The sequence below is a fragment of the Sporosarcina sp. ZBG7A genome, from assembly GCF_000813425.1.
Classification (GTDB): Bacteria; Bacillota; Bacilli; order Bacillales_A; family Planococcaceae; genus Sporosarcina.
Map to the genome: position 1 here is coordinate 237,009 of NZ_JWIB01000010.1, position 17,048 is coordinate 254,056.

General features: G+C 40.4%; 16 protein-coding genes. 5 read left to right on the plus strand and 11 right to left on the minus strand.

The window, feature by feature from the left end:
* Positions 1 to 12 precede the first annotated feature (12 nt).
* The 5 genes from dapA to RL70_RS04580 all read right to left on the minus strand — a co-directional run bounded on the left by dapA (position 13) and on the right by RL70_RS04580 (position 5,611).
* A complete protein-coding gene (gene dapA, locus RL70_RS04560) occupies positions 13 to 906 on the minus strand; it encodes a 4-hydroxy-tetrahydrodipicolinate synthase (RefSeq protein ID WP_039042212.1) in 894 nt (297 codons plus the stop codon).
* Between the two features lie 35 nt (positions 907 to 941).
* On the minus strand, positions 942 to 2,396 hold the full coding sequence (nhaC, locus tag RL70_RS04565) for a Na+/H+ antiporter NhaC (protein WP_052245766.1): 1,455 nt from the start codon (positions 2,394 to 2,396) through the stop codon (positions 942 to 944).
* Positions 2,397 to 2,477: 81 nt separating this feature from the next.
* On the minus strand, positions 2,478 to 3,398 hold the full coding sequence (locus RL70_RS04570; RefSeq protein ID WP_039042213.1) for a proline racemase family protein: 921 nt from the start codon (positions 3,396 to 3,398) through the stop codon (positions 2,478 to 2,480).
* Positions 3,399 to 4,439: a proline racemase family protein gene (locus RL70_RS04575; RefSeq protein ID WP_039042214.1), complete on the minus strand. Its 1,041-nt coding sequence runs from the start codon at positions 4,437 to 4,439 to the stop codon at positions 3,399 to 3,401.
* A complete protein-coding gene (locus RL70_RS04580; protein ID WP_039042275.1) occupies positions 4,439 to 5,611 on the minus strand; it encodes an FAD-binding oxidoreductase in 1,173 nt (390 codons plus the stop codon). The genes RL70_RS04575 and RL70_RS04580 overlap by 1 nt, the downstream gene beginning before the upstream one ends.
* A gap of 169 nt (positions 5,612 to 5,780) precedes the next feature.
* On the opposite strand from RL70_RS04580, the gene RL70_RS04585 reads away from it, so the two are divergent.
* From RL70_RS04585 to RL70_RS04600, 4 genes are all read left to right on the plus strand, one after another.
* The gene (locus RL70_RS04585; protein WP_039042276.1) at positions 5,781 to 7,514 is read left to right on the plus strand and encodes a sigma-54-dependent Fis family transcriptional regulator; all 1,734 of its coding nucleotides are present in this window, start codon (positions 5,781 to 5,783) and stop codon (positions 7,512 to 7,514) included.
* 91 nt (positions 7,515 to 7,605) lie between these two features.
* Positions 7,606 to 7,860, plus strand: a complete 255-nt coding sequence (locus tag RL70_RS04590; protein ID WP_039042277.1) for a (2Fe-2S)-binding protein — start codon at positions 7,606 to 7,608, stop codon at positions 7,858 to 7,860.
* A complete protein-coding gene (locus tag RL70_RS04595; RefSeq protein WP_039042215.1) occupies positions 7,857 to 8,195 on the plus strand; it encodes a (2Fe-2S)-binding protein in 339 nt (112 codons plus the stop codon). Before RL70_RS04590 ends, RL70_RS04595 begins: the two co-directional genes overlap by 4 nt.
* Positions 8,188 to 9,414: an NAD(P)/FAD-dependent oxidoreductase gene (locus tag RL70_RS04600; protein WP_039042216.1), complete on the plus strand. Its 1,227-nt coding sequence runs from the start codon at positions 8,188 to 8,190 to the stop codon at positions 9,412 to 9,414. Before RL70_RS04595 ends, RL70_RS04600 begins: the two co-directional genes overlap by 8 nt.
* A 341-nt stretch (positions 9,415 to 9,755) precedes the next feature.
* Here the strand turns inward: RL70_RS04600 and RL70_RS04605 are convergent, their stop codons facing one another.
* Complete coding sequence (locus tag RL70_RS04605; RefSeq protein WP_039042217.1) at positions 9,756 to 10,751, minus strand: ornithine cyclodeaminase family protein; 996 nt, start codon at positions 10,749 to 10,751, stop codon at positions 9,756 to 9,758.
* Positions 10,752 to 10,833: 82 nt separating this feature from the next.
* On the opposite strand from RL70_RS04605, the gene RL70_RS04610 reads away from it, so the two are divergent.
* Positions 10,834 to 11,370 (plus strand): helix-turn-helix domain-containing protein, encoded by a 537-nt coding sequence (locus tag RL70_RS04610; RefSeq protein WP_039042218.1) that lies wholly within the window; start codon positions 10,834 to 10,836, stop codon positions 11,368 to 11,370.
* 37 nt (positions 11,371 to 11,407) lie between these two features.
* Here RL70_RS04610 and RL70_RS04615 read toward each other — a convergent pair whose 3' ends face one another.
* The 5 genes from RL70_RS04615 to RL70_RS04635 form a co-directional block, all read right to left on the minus strand.
* Positions 11,408 to 12,616, minus strand: coding sequence for a dicarboxylate/amino acid:cation symporter (locus RL70_RS04615; RefSeq protein ID WP_039042219.1), 1,209 nt, complete (start codon positions 12,614 to 12,616; stop codon positions 11,408 to 11,410).
* Between the two features lie 20 nt (positions 12,617 to 12,636).
* Positions 12,637 to 13,647, minus strand: a complete 1,011-nt coding sequence (locus RL70_RS04620; protein WP_039042220.1) for a proline racemase family protein — start codon at positions 13,645 to 13,647, stop codon at positions 12,637 to 12,639.
* A 750-nt stretch (positions 13,648 to 14,397) separates the two neighbouring features.
* A complete protein-coding gene (locus tag RL70_RS04625) occupies positions 14,398 to 14,823 on the minus strand; it encodes a YfmQ family protein (protein WP_039042221.1) in 426 nt (141 codons plus the stop codon).
* A 369-nt stretch (positions 14,824 to 15,192) separates the two neighbouring features.
* Positions 15,193 to 15,831 carry a YkyA family protein gene (locus tag RL70_RS04630; RefSeq protein ID WP_039042222.1) on the minus strand — a complete coding sequence of 213 codons (639 nt, stop codon included), beginning with the start codon at positions 15,829 to 15,831 and terminating at the stop codon, positions 15,193 to 15,195.
* A 30-nt stretch (positions 15,832 to 15,861) separates the two neighbouring features.
* On the minus strand, positions 15,862 to 16,761 hold the full coding sequence (locus RL70_RS04635) for a polysaccharide deacetylase family protein (RefSeq protein WP_039042223.1): 900 nt from the start codon (positions 16,759 to 16,761) through the stop codon (positions 15,862 to 15,864).
* Positions 16,762 to 17,048 lie beyond the last annotated feature (287 nt).

The window sequence follows — 17,048 nt, forward strand, 5'->3', positions numbered from 1 at the left end:
CGCCTCCCTCTCTCAGTTAGTAACGATTTCCAAGCTTTGTAGAAGTTCTTTTAACGTTGCTTCTTCCTCATCATTAAGTGGAAGTCTTGGTCTACGGCATGGTCCACCTGCTAAGCCTTGGAGATCCATTGCTCTTTTTACAATTTGAACGTACTTCCCTGATCCTTCAAGGAATGCACAAAGCGGTAGAAGCCGCTCGTAAAGTGCCCATGCTTCATCCATTTCATTGTTTTGGACATGATTATACATATCCGTCACAAGGCGTGGTGCAATGTTTCCTGATACACAAATCCATCCCGTTGCCCCGACAAGAAATGATTCGATTGCAAGATCTTCAGAACCACAGAATACTTTAATGAATCCTTCGCCTTGACGTGCGATATCACGCGCTTTACCGATACCCCCACTAGACTCTTTAACGTGTGTAATGTTCTTCACATCGCGACCAACTTTCAGGATTGTTTCCGTGCTAATGTCGACCCCCGATGTGAATGGGTTATTATAAATCATTACCGGGAATTCAACGGATTCTGCCACTGCCTTGAAGTGTTCATAGATCTCGTTCTCTTTCGGGTGTGCGTAATATGAGTTGATGAGCAATGATGCATCCGCACCAGCCTTTTCAGCCTGTTTTGTAAATTCAATCGCATCTGCCGTCGTTTCAGCTGCCGTACCCACAATGAGTGGAATCCTTCCGTTGACTTGTGCAACGGCTACTTCAACCGCTTTATAGCGTTCTTCTCTCGTCAAACTGACAAATTCACCTGTACTTCCGTTAATTGCCAGACCTGCTACACCTGAATCAATGAAGTGTTCAATGTTATTTTTAAACCCTTCCCAATCGATTTCCTGTTCATTAACCATCGGTGTAATAAGTACTGGGAATACCCCTTCAAGTTTTACCATATAAATTCCTCCTAAGTTTTGTTTTTCTATTTCGATTAACTTCCAACAGGCGTTGCTGGTTCCTTCGTTCTGTTTGACTCTTCTAGTTCAACAATTTCCTCTGATACATTTGTATTTGAATCCGTATACCAGATGAATTTGTTCGTAAATCCGTAAATTACTGAAATAAGTAGCACTAATAAGTTGAACCATAGGAATGGTAGATAACTAATTGTCGAGACTCCGAGGGCCGTAGCCATGAATACTCCACCATCCGACCATGGAACCATCGGAGTTGTTATCGTCCCTCCTGCCTCTGTATTTCTTGAAAGAACTCGACGATCGATATGTTGACGATCATAGTTATCTCCTGTGATTTTACTAGCAGTGATAATTGAGACGTATGCTCCCCCAAATAGATTTCCTAAAAAACCCGCCAGAAGCGTAGATACCGTAGTTTTCCCAGGATTGTTTGCCCACTTAGATAAGTAGTTTCCAATCGCTCGTAAAACACCAATTCTCTCCATCAAACCTCCGACACCAAGTGCAAAGATAATTAAAGCGATGACATCCAGCATGAATACAATTCCACCGCGGTTCAACAAATTGTCGATGAATGCAACGCCTGATTCAATTGAGTTTCCAGCGTACATAATGTTGAATGCTTGTAAAAACGTTGCTCCCTGGAATAGGTAAGCCCAAATTGTTCCTAAAAACGCACCAAATAAAATAACTGGGATGGAAGGCATTTTGAAAGCCAGTAAACCAATAACAACAATTGCTGGAATCAACATATACCAGCTAATACTGAAGTACTCATTTAAAGATGCCATCGTTGAAGTTGCAGCACTCAAATCGCCGTTTCCATTGAAGAAGAAACCCGTTACCAAAAATAACACTGCCGCAATCACCCACGCAGGGAGACTAACCGTAAGCATTGATTTGATGTGATCTATCAAGTCCACTTTCGATAGTGAAGCTGTCATTACTGTTGTATCTGATAATGGTGATAGCTTATCTCCTACGTAACACCCTGAAATAACAGCCCCCGCAACAAGCTGTAATGGAAAACCAAAACTAGCGCCAATCGCCATCATCGCGATACCTGCTGTTCCTGCTGAGCCAAATGAAGTTCCTGTAGCAATAGAAGTTACCGTACAGATGATGAATGCTGCCATTAAGAAGATATTCGGATCGATAATCGCAAGACCATAGTAAATAATGGACGGTACAACTCCCCCTGCGATCCAAGTTCCAATTAATGCGCCAACTGATAGTAAAACGAGAACAGCTTCTAGTCCGTCACTAATTCCGTTCAAAAGACCTTTTTGCATCTCCCTATAGTTATAGCCGATTTTCAAGCCAACCATAATGATCAAGAACCACGTTGTCAACAGCGCCAAGTGAATTGAGATATCAAACTTGATAATGAACAAAATCATGATCAAACCAAAACCGATTAATACAAACAGTGTCTCACCTAAACTGGGTAATCTTTTTTCAGTTTGCATACCGTCCCCCCTCACTAATTTCCCGTGACCATTCCCCTTCATTCCTATGCAACTATTCTAGTTCAGGCTACGCCTCCCTTTCTACGCCAATAAAAACCCCTCCTTTAATGGATCATCTTGGTCAAAGATGAACTCATGACTGCCGGTGATAAATGCTTCTGTTTCAAGTGAGAATCGATGTTCATCACCCGCTATTCTTTTCGCGGTAAGTGAACTACCGAAGATACTATGATTTTCAATTTCAGATTCGCTAATTTCTTTTTGTCCTAATGCTGTCAGAATGGCAAACGTGCTATCGACTCCAGGAGAACGTAAGATATAGCCATCTTTTTCAAAAGTTACAGAGCGAATTTTTCCCGGTGAAAATGGAACTGATTCGACAACGACTATCCCCGAATAATTGATGTTTTCGTTCTTCAATTCCGTCGTACGTTCCAATCCCCATCGATTCAATTTCGCCAATTGTTCTAATTCAATGCCGGGAATTGAATCGGGTAGTGTGTAAAGGAAGTAGTTACGGTCATTGTCAATGCGCACTACCGTGTAGTCCAGATTGGTTTCAATTTCGGAACACCATTCACTTTCAATTGAAACAGACGTTACTTCTTGGTTTTCTACAAGCGCTTTCACAGTATAGATGCCGTTCACTGTCTCTACTTTATAAAGATCATCTGCAGAATGATTCAAATTCCCGGTTTCAATCAATGCCGTTACCGTCGCAAGTAACCCTTCATATTTGAAGTTACTCACATCTTGATGATTGAAGAATAATAACGAGAAATCAGCAACTCGAGACGGAGTAACTACACATCCATGCATGCCTCGATGTCCGCGTGGCTCGTTCAGCAATAGATTCTTTTCATTTGAAAAGTTGTTTTTCAACTCGTCATGTTTAGTTTGTATGTCATCTCCGCTCAGCCTAATCGGTGATTGGATCACGATTCTGAATGCTTCACCCGCCGCATGAGTATCAATCGTGTTGTACATCTTTTCGTAATTCATTTAGACACCTTCTTTCACGGACTCATGTTCCATAGGTGGTATAAGCAAATAACCTTCTCTTAGCGGATCTTTTTCATTGTAGAAAAAGCGATGATTTCCCATCAACCAAGCGGAACCTGTCACTTCTGTAATGACTGCATCCAGCTCTTTCACGTTAGTTTCTTCTAATACTCTCGCTTTAAATAACGTGCCGACGATACTTTCGTGAACGAAAAGTTCATCCATTCCAATTTCTTTGTTCTTATACAACGTCGCCAGTTTCGCAGATGTCCCTGTTCCACACGGAGAACGGTCAATCCCGCCAGGCGGAACGATTACTGTATTTTTCACATCAGCCTCGGGATGAACCGGATCTGTGTAAAATTCGATATGCGTCAACCCTGATATGAATGGAAACTCAGGATGGATTACTTCCTCAGTAGCATTGATGGCATTACGAATGTCGATGGCTTGATTGATAATCGTTGTTGCATTGTTCTCGACCAATGGCATCCCCAGTTTCCGCGCATCGATAATGCCATAAAAGTTACCACCATAAGCAATATCACATTCCACATGGCCGATACCTTCAACGTCAATTTCGATGGATTTCAATAAAAAAGCAGGCACATTATTAAATGTCACTTCCTCGGCTTTCCCGTTGCTGACTTTGATTTTAACTGCGATAAGTCCTGCAGGTGTATCTATTTTGAGTTCCGTGAAGGGCTCACAGACTTCGATTAATCCAGCTTCAACCAGTGCCGTACAGAAACCAATTGTATCGTGGCCACACATTGGCAAATAACCGCCCGTTTCAATATAAATAACACCAACGTCAGCATCCGGATGGCAAGGTTCTGTCCATAATGCACCAGACATCACGTCATGCCCCCGTGGTTCATTCATTAGAAATTTTCTTATCCAGTCATAGTTCTCTTCCATAAACAGCATCTTTTCAGACATCGTTTCGCCAACCAAGGGAGGCAGTCCGCTAATCAGTGTTCTAGTCGGATTTCCTCCCGTATGTGTATCGATTGTTGTAAACAGTCTCTGGTAATTCATTAGGTTGTCACCCTTTCTTTAAAACGGCTCAGCTGTAGCGGCTCAATTGGAATGCACGTTTCTTTGTCATTCAACATTTCTTCAATCAGCTTACCTGTCACAGCTGCAAGACTAATTCCATCACCTTCATGGCCTGCAGCTATGAAATATCCTGGAATGTGCTCCACTCGTGAAATAATCGGCAAATGATCTTCTGTCCATGGACGCAATCCTGCATACGTTCGGATGACGGTCATATCCGCGATTTTCGGATAAAACCGGATGGCACGCTTCGCAATGAGTTTCGTCACTTCATGATTCACTTTCGTATCAAATCCACCGAATTCTCGACTACTTCCAATTAGGAAGTTTTGGCTTTCAGTGGGCTCAAAAACGAGCGCAACACCGTATTTTTCCATGTCGGCGTCAACGATTCTCTCACCACCAAATTTCGAAATCAGATATCCAAACTCCATCACTTTTCTCAAGCCCACAGGCTGTTGGCGTGAAGCGACTATCAATTGACCTTTTCTTGGAAGGATTGGAATGTCGAGTCCCACCATCGCGCCAAGTCTAGGAGCCCATACCCCACCGGCGTTGACGACTTTTTTGGCAGTATAGGTACCATTATTGGTTTCAATTACAAATTGTCCTGTTTCATTTTTCGATACGTTTTTCACTTCTGTATTCGTATGTATTTTTGCGCCTTGTTTTTCAGCACTATGAAACATGGAATACGTCATCATGTATGGATTAACAGTAGAATCTGTTTTACACTCCAAACCACCATACAAATCATCCGCAAAGTACTTGGACTCATTACGCAAGTCCTCGCGGTTCAGCATCTTGAATTCCAGTCCCGCTACTTGCTGTTTGGTAACCCACTGATTCGCTGCTTCCATTTCAGCATCATTTTCACACACTAAAATACTTCCTGGGTTGCGGTATTCAAATGAAACTTCAAGTTCTTTATCCAACTCATGGACAAGCATCTGACTTTTCAAAGACATTTGACTATCAAAACCAGGATCTTTATCGATCGCAAGGATATTCCCATCACATCTAGAAGAGGTTCCGCTTGCTAACTCTTTCTTTTCAAGGACAGTAATATCAAGACCCGCTTTCGAACCATAATAGGCAATTGAAGCCCCCATGATCCCACCGCCAATGACGACGACATCTCGATGTATCATTTTCACCACAATACTCCCCCTCTCGCTCGCTTGTTAATATCTACTGCAATTAGCATGCCAAAATTGAAAAATCTATCAAATCATCCGTCTCTATTGAAAATTCTAATAACTAGTGTAAAATTATTTATACGTTTAAAATATTTTGACAGTTGAGGTGTTTAATCCAATGATGTTTTCACAAAAACTACTCAGCAAAATAGTAGATACTGAATTCACGATTGTTGAATCAGTAAATAACAACGATTCATTAGCGCATCAAATCGCCAAAGAAATGCCGAAGAAAGTATTCCTGATAACCGCTGACGGTCCGCAATGTGTCGAAATCGTTGAATCTTCAAACGAAGTTTTCTTTACCCCATCCAGAATCCTATCGGTGAACAGCACAATTGAAGAAGCCTTCAATGATCTCAGGATTGCCGATATAGCGCTCATCTCAAATGATTCCAATGAGTACGTAGGATTTTTGACGCATGAAATGTTTTCAAAACACTTACTTATCGAATACAAACGGGCACAAGCCTATTTGAAAACTATATTGGAAACCATTGATGAATCCTGCACAGTAATAGACCAAGATGCTAATGTACTGTACTGGACAAAAGGCGCTGAAAAAATATTTTCTGTAAAAGAAAAGGATATTATCGGTCAACCCATAACCAACTTTTTCAGCGCTGAAAGGTTGGAAATTTTAAAGTCCTTAAACGATGGAACTTCCCTTTACCATAGCCAGCATCACGCTCGCAAAGATCTTGTCGTTATGATCAATTCCAAACCAGTTTATTTAAATGAGGAAATCATCGGTGCAGTCGTTTCTGAAACAGATATCACGAGTCAAATTCTATTAAATAATGAGTTATACAATACATCTGAAAAACTATTCACCCTAGAGGAAGAAGTTAGAAAGACATCGCCATCCGTCAATCCCTTTTCCTATATAAAGGGAAACAGTCCGGCCATTAAACAGACTTTGGATATTGCTAGAAAGGCTGCCACTTCAGATGCAGCCGTTCTAATTTATGGGGAAAGCGGTGTTGGGAAAGAACTGTTTGCAAAAGCAATCCACAACTTAAGAGAGCCTGAAAACTCCCCATTTGTCGCCATTAATTGCGGAGCTATCCCTAGTGGATTGTTCGAAAGTGAAATCTTCGGTTATGAAAAAGGGGCTTTTTCAGGCGCCAATCAAAAAGGGAAAAAAGGGAAAGTGGAACTTGCGAAGAACGGAACCTTGTTTCTAGATGAAATCGGGGAAATGCCACTGGAGATGCAAGTGAAAATCCTCAGGCTCCTGCAAGAAAAAAAGTTTTACACAGTCGGTGGCACGAAGGAGATTGAAGTGGATTTCCGTGTCGTTGCGGCAACCAATCGTGATTTGAAGGAACTGATTAATGAAGGGAAATTCAGAGAAGATCTCTATTACCGGTTGAATGTCGTGAACTTCAAAGTTCCTCCTCTACGGGAGCGTCCTGAAGATATTATTGAGCTTACGCACTACTTCCTGTACGAATTATCCGTGAAGTATAACCGTCCGATCCATGGGATTTCACAATCCGTTATGCAGGCATTGCTTCAACATGCATGGCCTGGAAATATCCGTGAACTGAAGAATGCCATTGAGCGACTCGTTGCGTTTTCCGAGAATGGTGAAATTCGGATTGAGGATCTTCCGAACGAAATGGAAAGAATTCCACAGTCCACTGCAGATGAACAGGATGTCCTCCCCTCAAATCAGCCGAGTCCTAATGAAAATCTGTCTTTACAAGAGCAATTACAAATCTACGAGAAAGATATTATCTTAAAGGAACTAAGTAAAGTCGATGGAAACAAACTTCTTTGTGCGAAAAACTTAGAAATCACTAGAGCCACTCTCTATAATCGGATGAACAAATTAGGTATCCAATTATAGAATCCAAAACTTGGCTACATTCTTGCATATATTTTAAGTATGCGTATACACAAAGTATAAGAATGAGGTGAGGGACTTGGCGGAAAATGAAATGATCATTTGCAGATGTGAAGAAGTGACTTATGGTGAGTTGAAGAATACAGCTGAAACGTATAATTGTTCCGCACGAGAACTAAAATTGCGAACTCGTGCAGGCATGGGGTATTGCGGAGGAAGAACGTGTCGATCCATGGTGGACAGCATTGCACACGCTTCTACTGAAAGAGATGTTACGCAAGTCACATTAAAATATCAGCCACCTATTAGACCAGTAAGTTTCGGTAGTTTGGGGGAGATTACAAAATGACAAGTAGAATTATTAACCATCCAGTACTGGATAAAGTGGACGACACAGATTTTGTTTCTTTTACATTCAACAACGATGAAATACGCGGGTTGAGAAACGAATCACTTGCTGCTGCATTACTTGCGAACAATATCCGGACGTTGCGTGTTCATGAAGAAAGCGGCACACCTCGTGGGATTTATTGTAATATCGGACATTGCTTCGAATGTCGTGTCACAGTGAACGGACAGCAAGGAGTTAGAGCATGCCTGACTCCTATTCAAGAAGGCATGACAGTCTCAAGCGGGGAAAAGTTTCTGACATCTGTGAAAGATTGGAGGTCGAATAATGAATAGAGTCATTGTTATCGGTGCAGGGCCTTCAGGATTATCTGCCGCCATCACTATCGCAGAAAACGGAAACGAAGTTCTAATTCTTGATGAATATATGCTAGCCGGTGGACGTTTGTTAGGTCAGCTTTATGAAGAAGAAAACGGGAAATGGTGGAATGGCATTAAGGAATCGAAAAGTCTGCATGACAAAGCCGTTGCGCTCGGCATTGAAATTCGGTTAGGCACGCCTGTTTCCAACATTGAAAAGCTGGATGGATCCTGGGTGATTTATACGGATGAAGAAACGCACTATACACAGCACCTCTTGCTTGCAACCGGTGCAGCTGAAGTACCACTACCGATACCTGGCTGGACGCTACCGGGTGTAATGTCCGTAGGTGCCGCCCAAGTGATGACGAATGTACATAGAGTCAAACCCGGAAATCGTGGAGTTATTATCGGTGTGAATGTGCTGTCATCCGCCATCGCCATGGAATTGAAACTTGCTGATATCGATGTTGCCTGCATCACGTTACCAAAGATGAATCAGGTGACGAAAGAATCGGGTAATCCAATGGATGTTATGAATTCACTACTACACGTTTCGCATATGGCTCCTTCTGCGTTCGTTAAATTCGGAAGTAAATTGATGAAAAATGAATTCATGAAAAAGATGGGAATTACGTTCTTCCCGAAAAAAGGTGTGAAAATGTGGGATATTCCCATTATGCTTCGAAAAGCGGTCATTAATATTTATGGTGAGAATGCTGTAGAAGGTGTGACGATTGCTACAATTAATGCATCGGGAGAAGTGATTGAAGGAACTGAAGAAAATATTAGTGCAGATTTTGTTTGTATCGCTGGCGGGTTGTATCCTTTGGCGGAGTTGGCGGCAGTTGCTGGCTGTCCGTTCTATTACATTGAAGAATTGGGTGGGTATGTCCCTCTTCATAATAAACGAATGGAGACAGTATTGGATGGACTTTATGTTGCTGGAAACATTACGGGTGTTGAAGGGGCTAAGGTGGCGATAAGCCAAGGGGTTACTGCAGGGCTTGCGATTGCGAATAACCTCAGTGGTGGTAAACAGGAAGTTGAAATCAATGAAGCGATTAAGAGAATCGAACATACTCGAGATAATGCTTTTATTCAATTCCATCCCGCTGTGAAGGAAGGTAAGGAGAAACTTCAACGGTATTGGGAGGAGTATGGGCAGGAAGTAAAGGTTGGCGTCACTAGTTAACGTTTTCATAGCAGAAGGGGCTGTCTCGAAGAGTCGTGTAAATGACTTCTCGGGATAGCCCCTTCTTTGAATAGTAATATTAAAAGTGTTGATTTACGTTTCAGATGAACGCTTTCCGAGGGGCTTGCCCTCAGCCTCCTCGCTCGCTTGCTGCGGGGTCTTCGGACTTCGCTGATCCCTCCGGAGTCGCCATCTTCCACTTCAATCCACATGACTACTTGGAGACAGTATCATATTTAATAATGGGATAGCTCCATCTAAATTCCTTTGGATAATTTTAAGCACACATTAACGGGTACAAGATCCTACGTAACCTCTCTAAAAAACCATTATCGTATCTTTTAAATCGTTACATACTGCCCTAGTTTTTGCTCTCTCGCAGTTTCATATACGCCAATTGCTACCGCTAAGTCAAAGTAAGCGGCGCCGACGCATTTGAAGAATGTGATTTCGTGTTCGTTTTCGCGGGCTGCTAGTGTACCAACATAAGCATCTTTCAATTCCCCATGAATTTCGTCATATGACCAGTCGCTTTGAGCGTTTGCGTGAATTAGCTCTCCCGCTTCTTCAGTGGCACCGTGGAAATCATCCACAATGACTTTGTCTGCACGACATATGAACGTATGATCCACTTCTCTCATATGGGGCAAGTACGAGCCTACTCCGTTCACATGGGTTCCTGGTTGAATATCATCGCCATTAAATACAGGTGTCTCCGATCTTGTGCTGCAATTAATGATATGAGATTTTCGAACGACTTCGGATTTTTGTTCCTCTGGTATTACTTCGATGTTTATCGAAGTAGCGATGCCGAATTCAAGTAATTTCTCTTTAAACTTCTCGGCATTCAATTTTGTTCGATTCACTAGATTAATGGTCTTTATATCTCGTACTTCCAATACGCCGAGCACCTGTTCAAAAGCCATTCCGCCAGTTCCAATACAGGTTAAAACCTCTGCGCTTTCCAACGCATATAGATCAGTTGCAATCGCACTTAATGCACCTGTCCTTAAACGTGTTAAATAGGATGCGTTAACGAGTGAGACATGCTCCCCAGTTTTCGCATCAGACACAAGTGTAACGCCTTGAGTAGTTTTGCCTCCTGATTCCCTGTTGTGGGGGAAAATCGTGACCGCTTTCATCGCCATCAATTCCTTATCCAAGTCTGCACTCGGCATATATAAAACACTTGCCTCATGTTTTTTAAATTCAATAACTGTCCTAAGCGGATTTTCCACTTGCTCCTCTACTTTTGCTTTTAAGAGGTGTTTTAAATCTTGAACTGCTTTATCCATTTTATACATGCTTTGAATTGTTTTTTCATCGAGTACGATCAAAATGTTCAACCCTTTCTTTTATCATATTTGATAATGTGATATACCTTATATAGGTAAAGAATTTCAGAGGAGTGTGTTTGTGATGGATCAACCCATTGGTGAAAGAATTCGTGACATACGGAAAGAAAACAAAATGACCTTGAAAGAAGTGGCGGAGAGAACAGGCTTTTCGATCAGCTTTGTTTCGCAATTGGAAAGAGGTAAGAGTAATGCCACGTTAGAGTCTTTAAAAAAGCTCTCTTTAGCTTTAAATGTAAGTCCCGCCATATTCTTTGATGAAGGAAACAATACAAGTAATTACGACACATCATCAGAAACAGAAAAATTGAGCCATCATAATATCATGTATAAAAGTTTACATCATCCATTGAAAGACTATGCTTTCCAACCCCTACTTGTTAACTTGAAGCCCGGGCAAAATGAAGGGAATGCCTTTACACACAACGGCCAAGAATTCCTCTTTGTATTAAAAGGTGTACTTACCGTCTTACTTAATAATGAAAAAATCGAACTAAAAGAACATGAATCGATCATGTTCGATTCTAACCAAACACATTACTGGTATAACTATACAGACGAAGAAGTCGTCTTCCTGTGCGTTTCTTATGATTTTCAATAATAGCCGAAGAGACCAAGTGATCTCATCGGCTATTTCTTTATAATTCTTCTACTTTATCTCCAAACCTAGAGTGAACAATAGCAGTTCCTGTTAAATCACCTGCAATATTATTCGTCGTGTTCCCTGCGTCCACTAATGGTGAAACAGCTGCATAAATAGCCACAATGTCCATAGGTAATCCTAGGGATGTCATTAATATAGCCATCATCACTATGTCCGCCCCTCTAGCCCCAGCTGTCCCCATCGAAAGAGCCAGTCCGAGAAAAACAAACTGAGCTAACAACCCAAACGTTATTGGGATGTCATATAAATTCGCTGCAAAAATTGAAGTGACTCCAAATGTTACCGCTAAACCGTCCATATTTATCGTTGCGCCTAAGGGCAATGTGAAACCGTAAATCTTATCGGACACACCTAATTTCTTAGAGACATTCATGGAAGCTGGCAGAGTAGCGTTACTAGAAGACGTTGCTGCTGCCAACATCAAAGCCGGACTTATGGCACGTAAAAATGTGATTGGTTTATACTTTGTAAATAAAGCGATAAGCGTCGGATAAACAACAAACAACAATATCGCCAAACCTATAAGTGCACTAAGCACATAGTACAACGCAGAAGATATTATAGACATATCTGTCGTGCCCACTAGTTTTGCAATGAGCGCCATTACTCCAAGAGGTGCAAGATACATAATCATGTCCGTGATTTTCAGCATTAAAGCTGCACCTTCTTGAAAGAGCAATCGCACGGTTTTAGCCTTATCTCCCATACTCAAAAGGGCAACTCCGATAATGATGGCCCCAATAATAATCTGCAACATATTCATTTCAACGAAACTACCAAATAGATTATTAGGCGTCCAAGAAACCAGATTATCTATAAAGTTGAATTCTTCTGGTGAAATCGTTTCGCCATCTGTTAGCATTCCTACAGAGTTTTTCCCCGGGTTCATAATTAAGGCAACTGCTATTCCAATAGATGCAGCTATAACAGTAGTAGCCATATAATACATAATCGTTACCCCACCTATAGATCGTAACGACTTAACATTAGGTAAGTTCGTTATCCCATCTATTAGCACCAGAAATGTTAAAGGAACGATTAGCCATTGAAGCAAACTAATGAAAATATCACCTATTGGCGTAATATAAACTACATTCTCTTTCAAAATCAGCCCTAGCACAATTCCTAAAACAGCCCCAATTGCAACCTGAACGAATAGATGTTGTTTCCTCCACCATCCCATTTCTTCCCCCCCTTTGTTCCCTACTTATCTTCTAATAAAAAACCAGTAGGTAATTCATCATGAGGATCTGTTACGAACTGATGGAAACCAGTAATATACGCTGTTCCTTCAACTTGTGGTACAACACCTGGTATGCCCGCAATCGTCTCTTCTCCAATAATTTCCCCTTTAAATTGACCATCTGTAATACACTCGTGAATAAAGGAATCCCCATTCTTCATTTTTCCATGAGTATATAAAGTTGCGAGCCTAGCAGATGTACCTGTTCCACAAGGCGAACGATCAATTTGTTCATCGGCAAAGATTGTTACGTTACGTAAATCAGAATCTTCTTTTACAGGTGAGTCAGAATAGATCACTCCATAGATTCCTTTTAGACCTGGCTCATCTGGGTGAACAACATTATAGTTCGCCTCGACATAATGCTTGATTTTCGTACCCCACTTTTGTAATTGTGGAAGGTCTTTCTTAGACACTTTGAAGCCCAATTGATTTGAATCCAGTATCACGTAAAATGCGCCACCAAATCCAATATCTGCGACTAAATCCTTGCCCTCAATTGTCATTTCAATTGACTTTTCTAAAACGAATGAAGGTACGTTTTCAAACGAAACAGATTTCACTCGATTCCCTTCCACATTGGCATACGCGATTACTTCACCAGCTGGACTATCAATTACAAATCTAGGTCGCTCTTCAGTAACCTCAAATCGTCCGGTTTCGATTCCCATCGTGACAACTGCGATAATTCCATGACCACACATCGTACTCCAACCCTCGTTATGCATAAACAGTACTCCAAAGTCCGAATCTTCTTTTGCAGGTGGCGTAATAATACATCCATACATTCCATGGTGGCCTCTTGGTTCATACATCAGCACTTTTCTAAACTCATCTAAATGCTCCATACAATACTCTCTACGTTCTAACTGCGTGTTTCCTTTAATCTCCGGAAAACCATCCGTAATAATTCGTAAAGGCTCACCAGACACATGCATATCCACCGTTGAAATCATCTTGTTAATAATCATTTTTCCATCTCCCTCTTAAAATCAGCATATTATTGAAGTGGCACTTAAATTCAGTATAATTGAAATATATTAGAATAGTCAATTGATTCTTTAGATTAGTAGATATCAAATGTCTTATTGCTCTTTTGCAAAGCCTTTGTTGTTTAAACCATCTGAGTTGCCATTGTTAAATACCCCGGATTGAATCCGCGGGACATTGCAAGCATACTTCCTAATTTCCAGAGCACTGATCGTTTTTAGACAAGCAGTTGGTGGCTTGTGGACAAAGGATTAATTGTTCGATTTTGGTTTTCTTTCTCTCTTCTTGGACTGCAACATTTTTGGAAACCTTTTTACACAGACGGCTTCCTGCAAACCGTTATGAGCGTTACGTGTTTATTCTTATCGTCTTACTTGATTTCCAATTGCTAATGAACCCCAGATAACTGGTTACTATTTATGAGGGTTGATCCCTATTAGGTTTCGTCTAGTCGCTCACTCATCAAATAATTGGAAAATAAAAGAGTACCACTGCCTGATGATTCATTATCAGACAGTGGTACTCTTTTATACATTTATAGTCACCCGCGTAGGATTAAAGTAAGTAATTTCCGAAAACCAAAATTCTATAACTATTAGTTTACACAGAAAATCCTTTATTATGGGCTGGCGGTAGTAACCTATCCAACTCCAAAACAAAGGATCCTGCAATAGATTATTGTATATCATGCATTTTCTTTTATTGAATTTATGCTAATTGGAACCCTTAGTTTACATAGTAAATTTTTGTAGATAATCAGAACTAAGACTATAAGAAAAAACTTTCTCCTTGTACTGCTTGACTACATCAACGTGATTATCGGAACTATAAACAAAGAAATTAATCTCTTTTTTTCTATTTTTTACGTTGATGACAAATGGAGTAACATTAGTCACTGGATGGAGAAATAACTTTTCATTGCCTGGAAATATATCGTGTTTTTTCAAGAAGTTAGATTTATTAAAATAGTCCGTAAACCTATCTTTTTCTTCTTCTTCTAAATGCTTTCCGTTAAAAGTTATCATAACATCTTTTGTATCAAGATGTGGATGTAGTGCGAATTTGCTTAACCCCCATGCGACAACCGCACTGGGAGGACTCATTAACATTTTGAAAACAAATCCAATCAATATCGAACTAGCCAAAGCCCATGTCATATCAGATCAACTCCTTCAGTAATAATATCAAGTTAACAATATAGCTATGGGCATTTTTTTACAGCATGTAATATATTATCAGAAGACTAGCGATTGTCAAATGGAGCCATGTACAGTATCTTTGTATAGTATTTTAGAGGATGAATGTTCACCTGTTCTTCAAACAAAGTTTTTCGTGTGATCTTATCCATTAAACGGTCCTTTGTTTTTGACTTGGACAGGAACTACCCGTACCTACCATTATAAAGGGCTTTTTATTTTTGAGTGTTTTGTTACTATCGGGTTTAAATTACTGCGACGCAAGTGATTTTTTGTAATTAAAGTAACGTGCGAATTCAGTGATCGATATCAGGTTATTTGATAATCAGCCTAACTTATATCAGCTATCTTAAAATAATCATTCATTACCTTATTATACTGCTCGGTAACCTGGTTAAATTGTTCAACAACCTCAGACATATGTATACTATCTTCGTTTATGGCATCGATCTCATCTTCAAGTTTACCCAGCTCAAAGTTGCCTTGTTCAAGATTTCCAAAGAATGTAGTTTGTGAGTTCAATTGATCTCGATAGGTGTCAAAAAAGTTCTCCATCAGCTTTTTCCGATTGTTCATGAGTGTCATGAGCTTCGTTGCTTGCTTCTTTTGGTCAGCATCTTTAATCAGCTCAATGTTTTCATCAATGGACATCAGTTTACTATAAGCGGTTTGGAAGTTTTCTTCAGCCTCGTTCAACTGCTGTTTTTCCATGGATATTTCATGATCCCCCACCCTTTGTTTGATGGCGTCAGTGTCTTTGCTATCAAGGCTTAGTACATCATGGTAAATCTCTTGTACCTTTTTTCTATTTACATCTAAGTCCTTTTGGTGCTCCACGAATTTCTCTTCAAAGGATGCCGACTCCTCCATTTTCTCATGTATTTCTACTGCTTGCTTATGATCAGATTGACAACCAGACAGAAAAGTAAATAAACCTAAGATCATGACAAGAAAAACTACTCGTTTCAACTTAAATCCCTCCTCGATTCAATCAGTGCATTAGCTGATTGAATTACAGCGACCTTCACATTGAAATGTTACGGGTGGCTGTTCATTGGTCAGTACTTTCGTTTGATACCCTTGATTCTTAATGTAAGATAGTAGCTCGGGCAAGTATTCAATAGTATGGGGTTTATCATGCAGCAGCACGACAGGTGTAACACCCGCTTGCATATACCGATTGATTTCCTGCTTTGTATGTTGTACATACCTTCTATCTTTTAGTTCCCAGTCACGACTATCCACATTCCAATCCCACACATTGAAATCGCTTTTGTCCAATAAATACCGCATATCTTCGGTTAAATACGGGATGCTCCCGTAAGGAAGTCTAATAAGATTGGATCGGACTCCAGTCACTTTCTCGAGGATGTCCCGATCCTCGGACATTTCATCTACTGGAGCAGACGGACTGCTGTAGATTTTTCCTGCTTCATGAGTAATCCCATGTAAGCCAAGGCCAAAGCCTTCCTTCTTCATGCGGACTACTGACTTGGAGTGCTCCTTTATATTTGGTCCAAGCATGAAGAACGTGGCTTTCATTTGAAAGTCATCCAAGATGTCTAGCAACTGATCCGTAACAGCAGATGGACCGTCGTCAAATGTTAAATATACCGCTTTCTCTTGTTGATCAATTTCATTTTGCTTGGCAACTGCTTGCTTTCTGGTAATTTCTTTATCTGCTCTTTCTTTTAAAATTATGGAGTGCCTTAATGGGGATTCCTCAAAACCTTCCATCGGTTCAAACGAAACCGACAATGTTTCTAAGGAATTCTTATGTAGAGTGGACGCAGCCTCATCGTTCTTATTCGAAATAACTAATTCCACTAATAGAATAACCACTGCAACCACTAGAATAGCCGACAGAACTTTCCCCTTGTTGTTTAGATGTTTTTGCAAGTTTCCTCCTCCTATTCTTGATAGATTCAGTATCAACAATGAAATTAAGTCTAGATAAGAGGATAGGATTAACCCTCCCCTCCTATGGGTCGTTCGTCCCAAAATCTCATTGTTTTCCGAGGTATTTCATCAACTTTATGTATTTATTATATTTATATATGGTAACACAATTCCACGTATTTCATGTAAGGTAAAGTGTTATTAATGGTCATATACTCAACCAATACTCCTTCTTAAAATCACATCAAAATATGATTATTAGTAAATTAAGCTTGCTCACAGGTAAG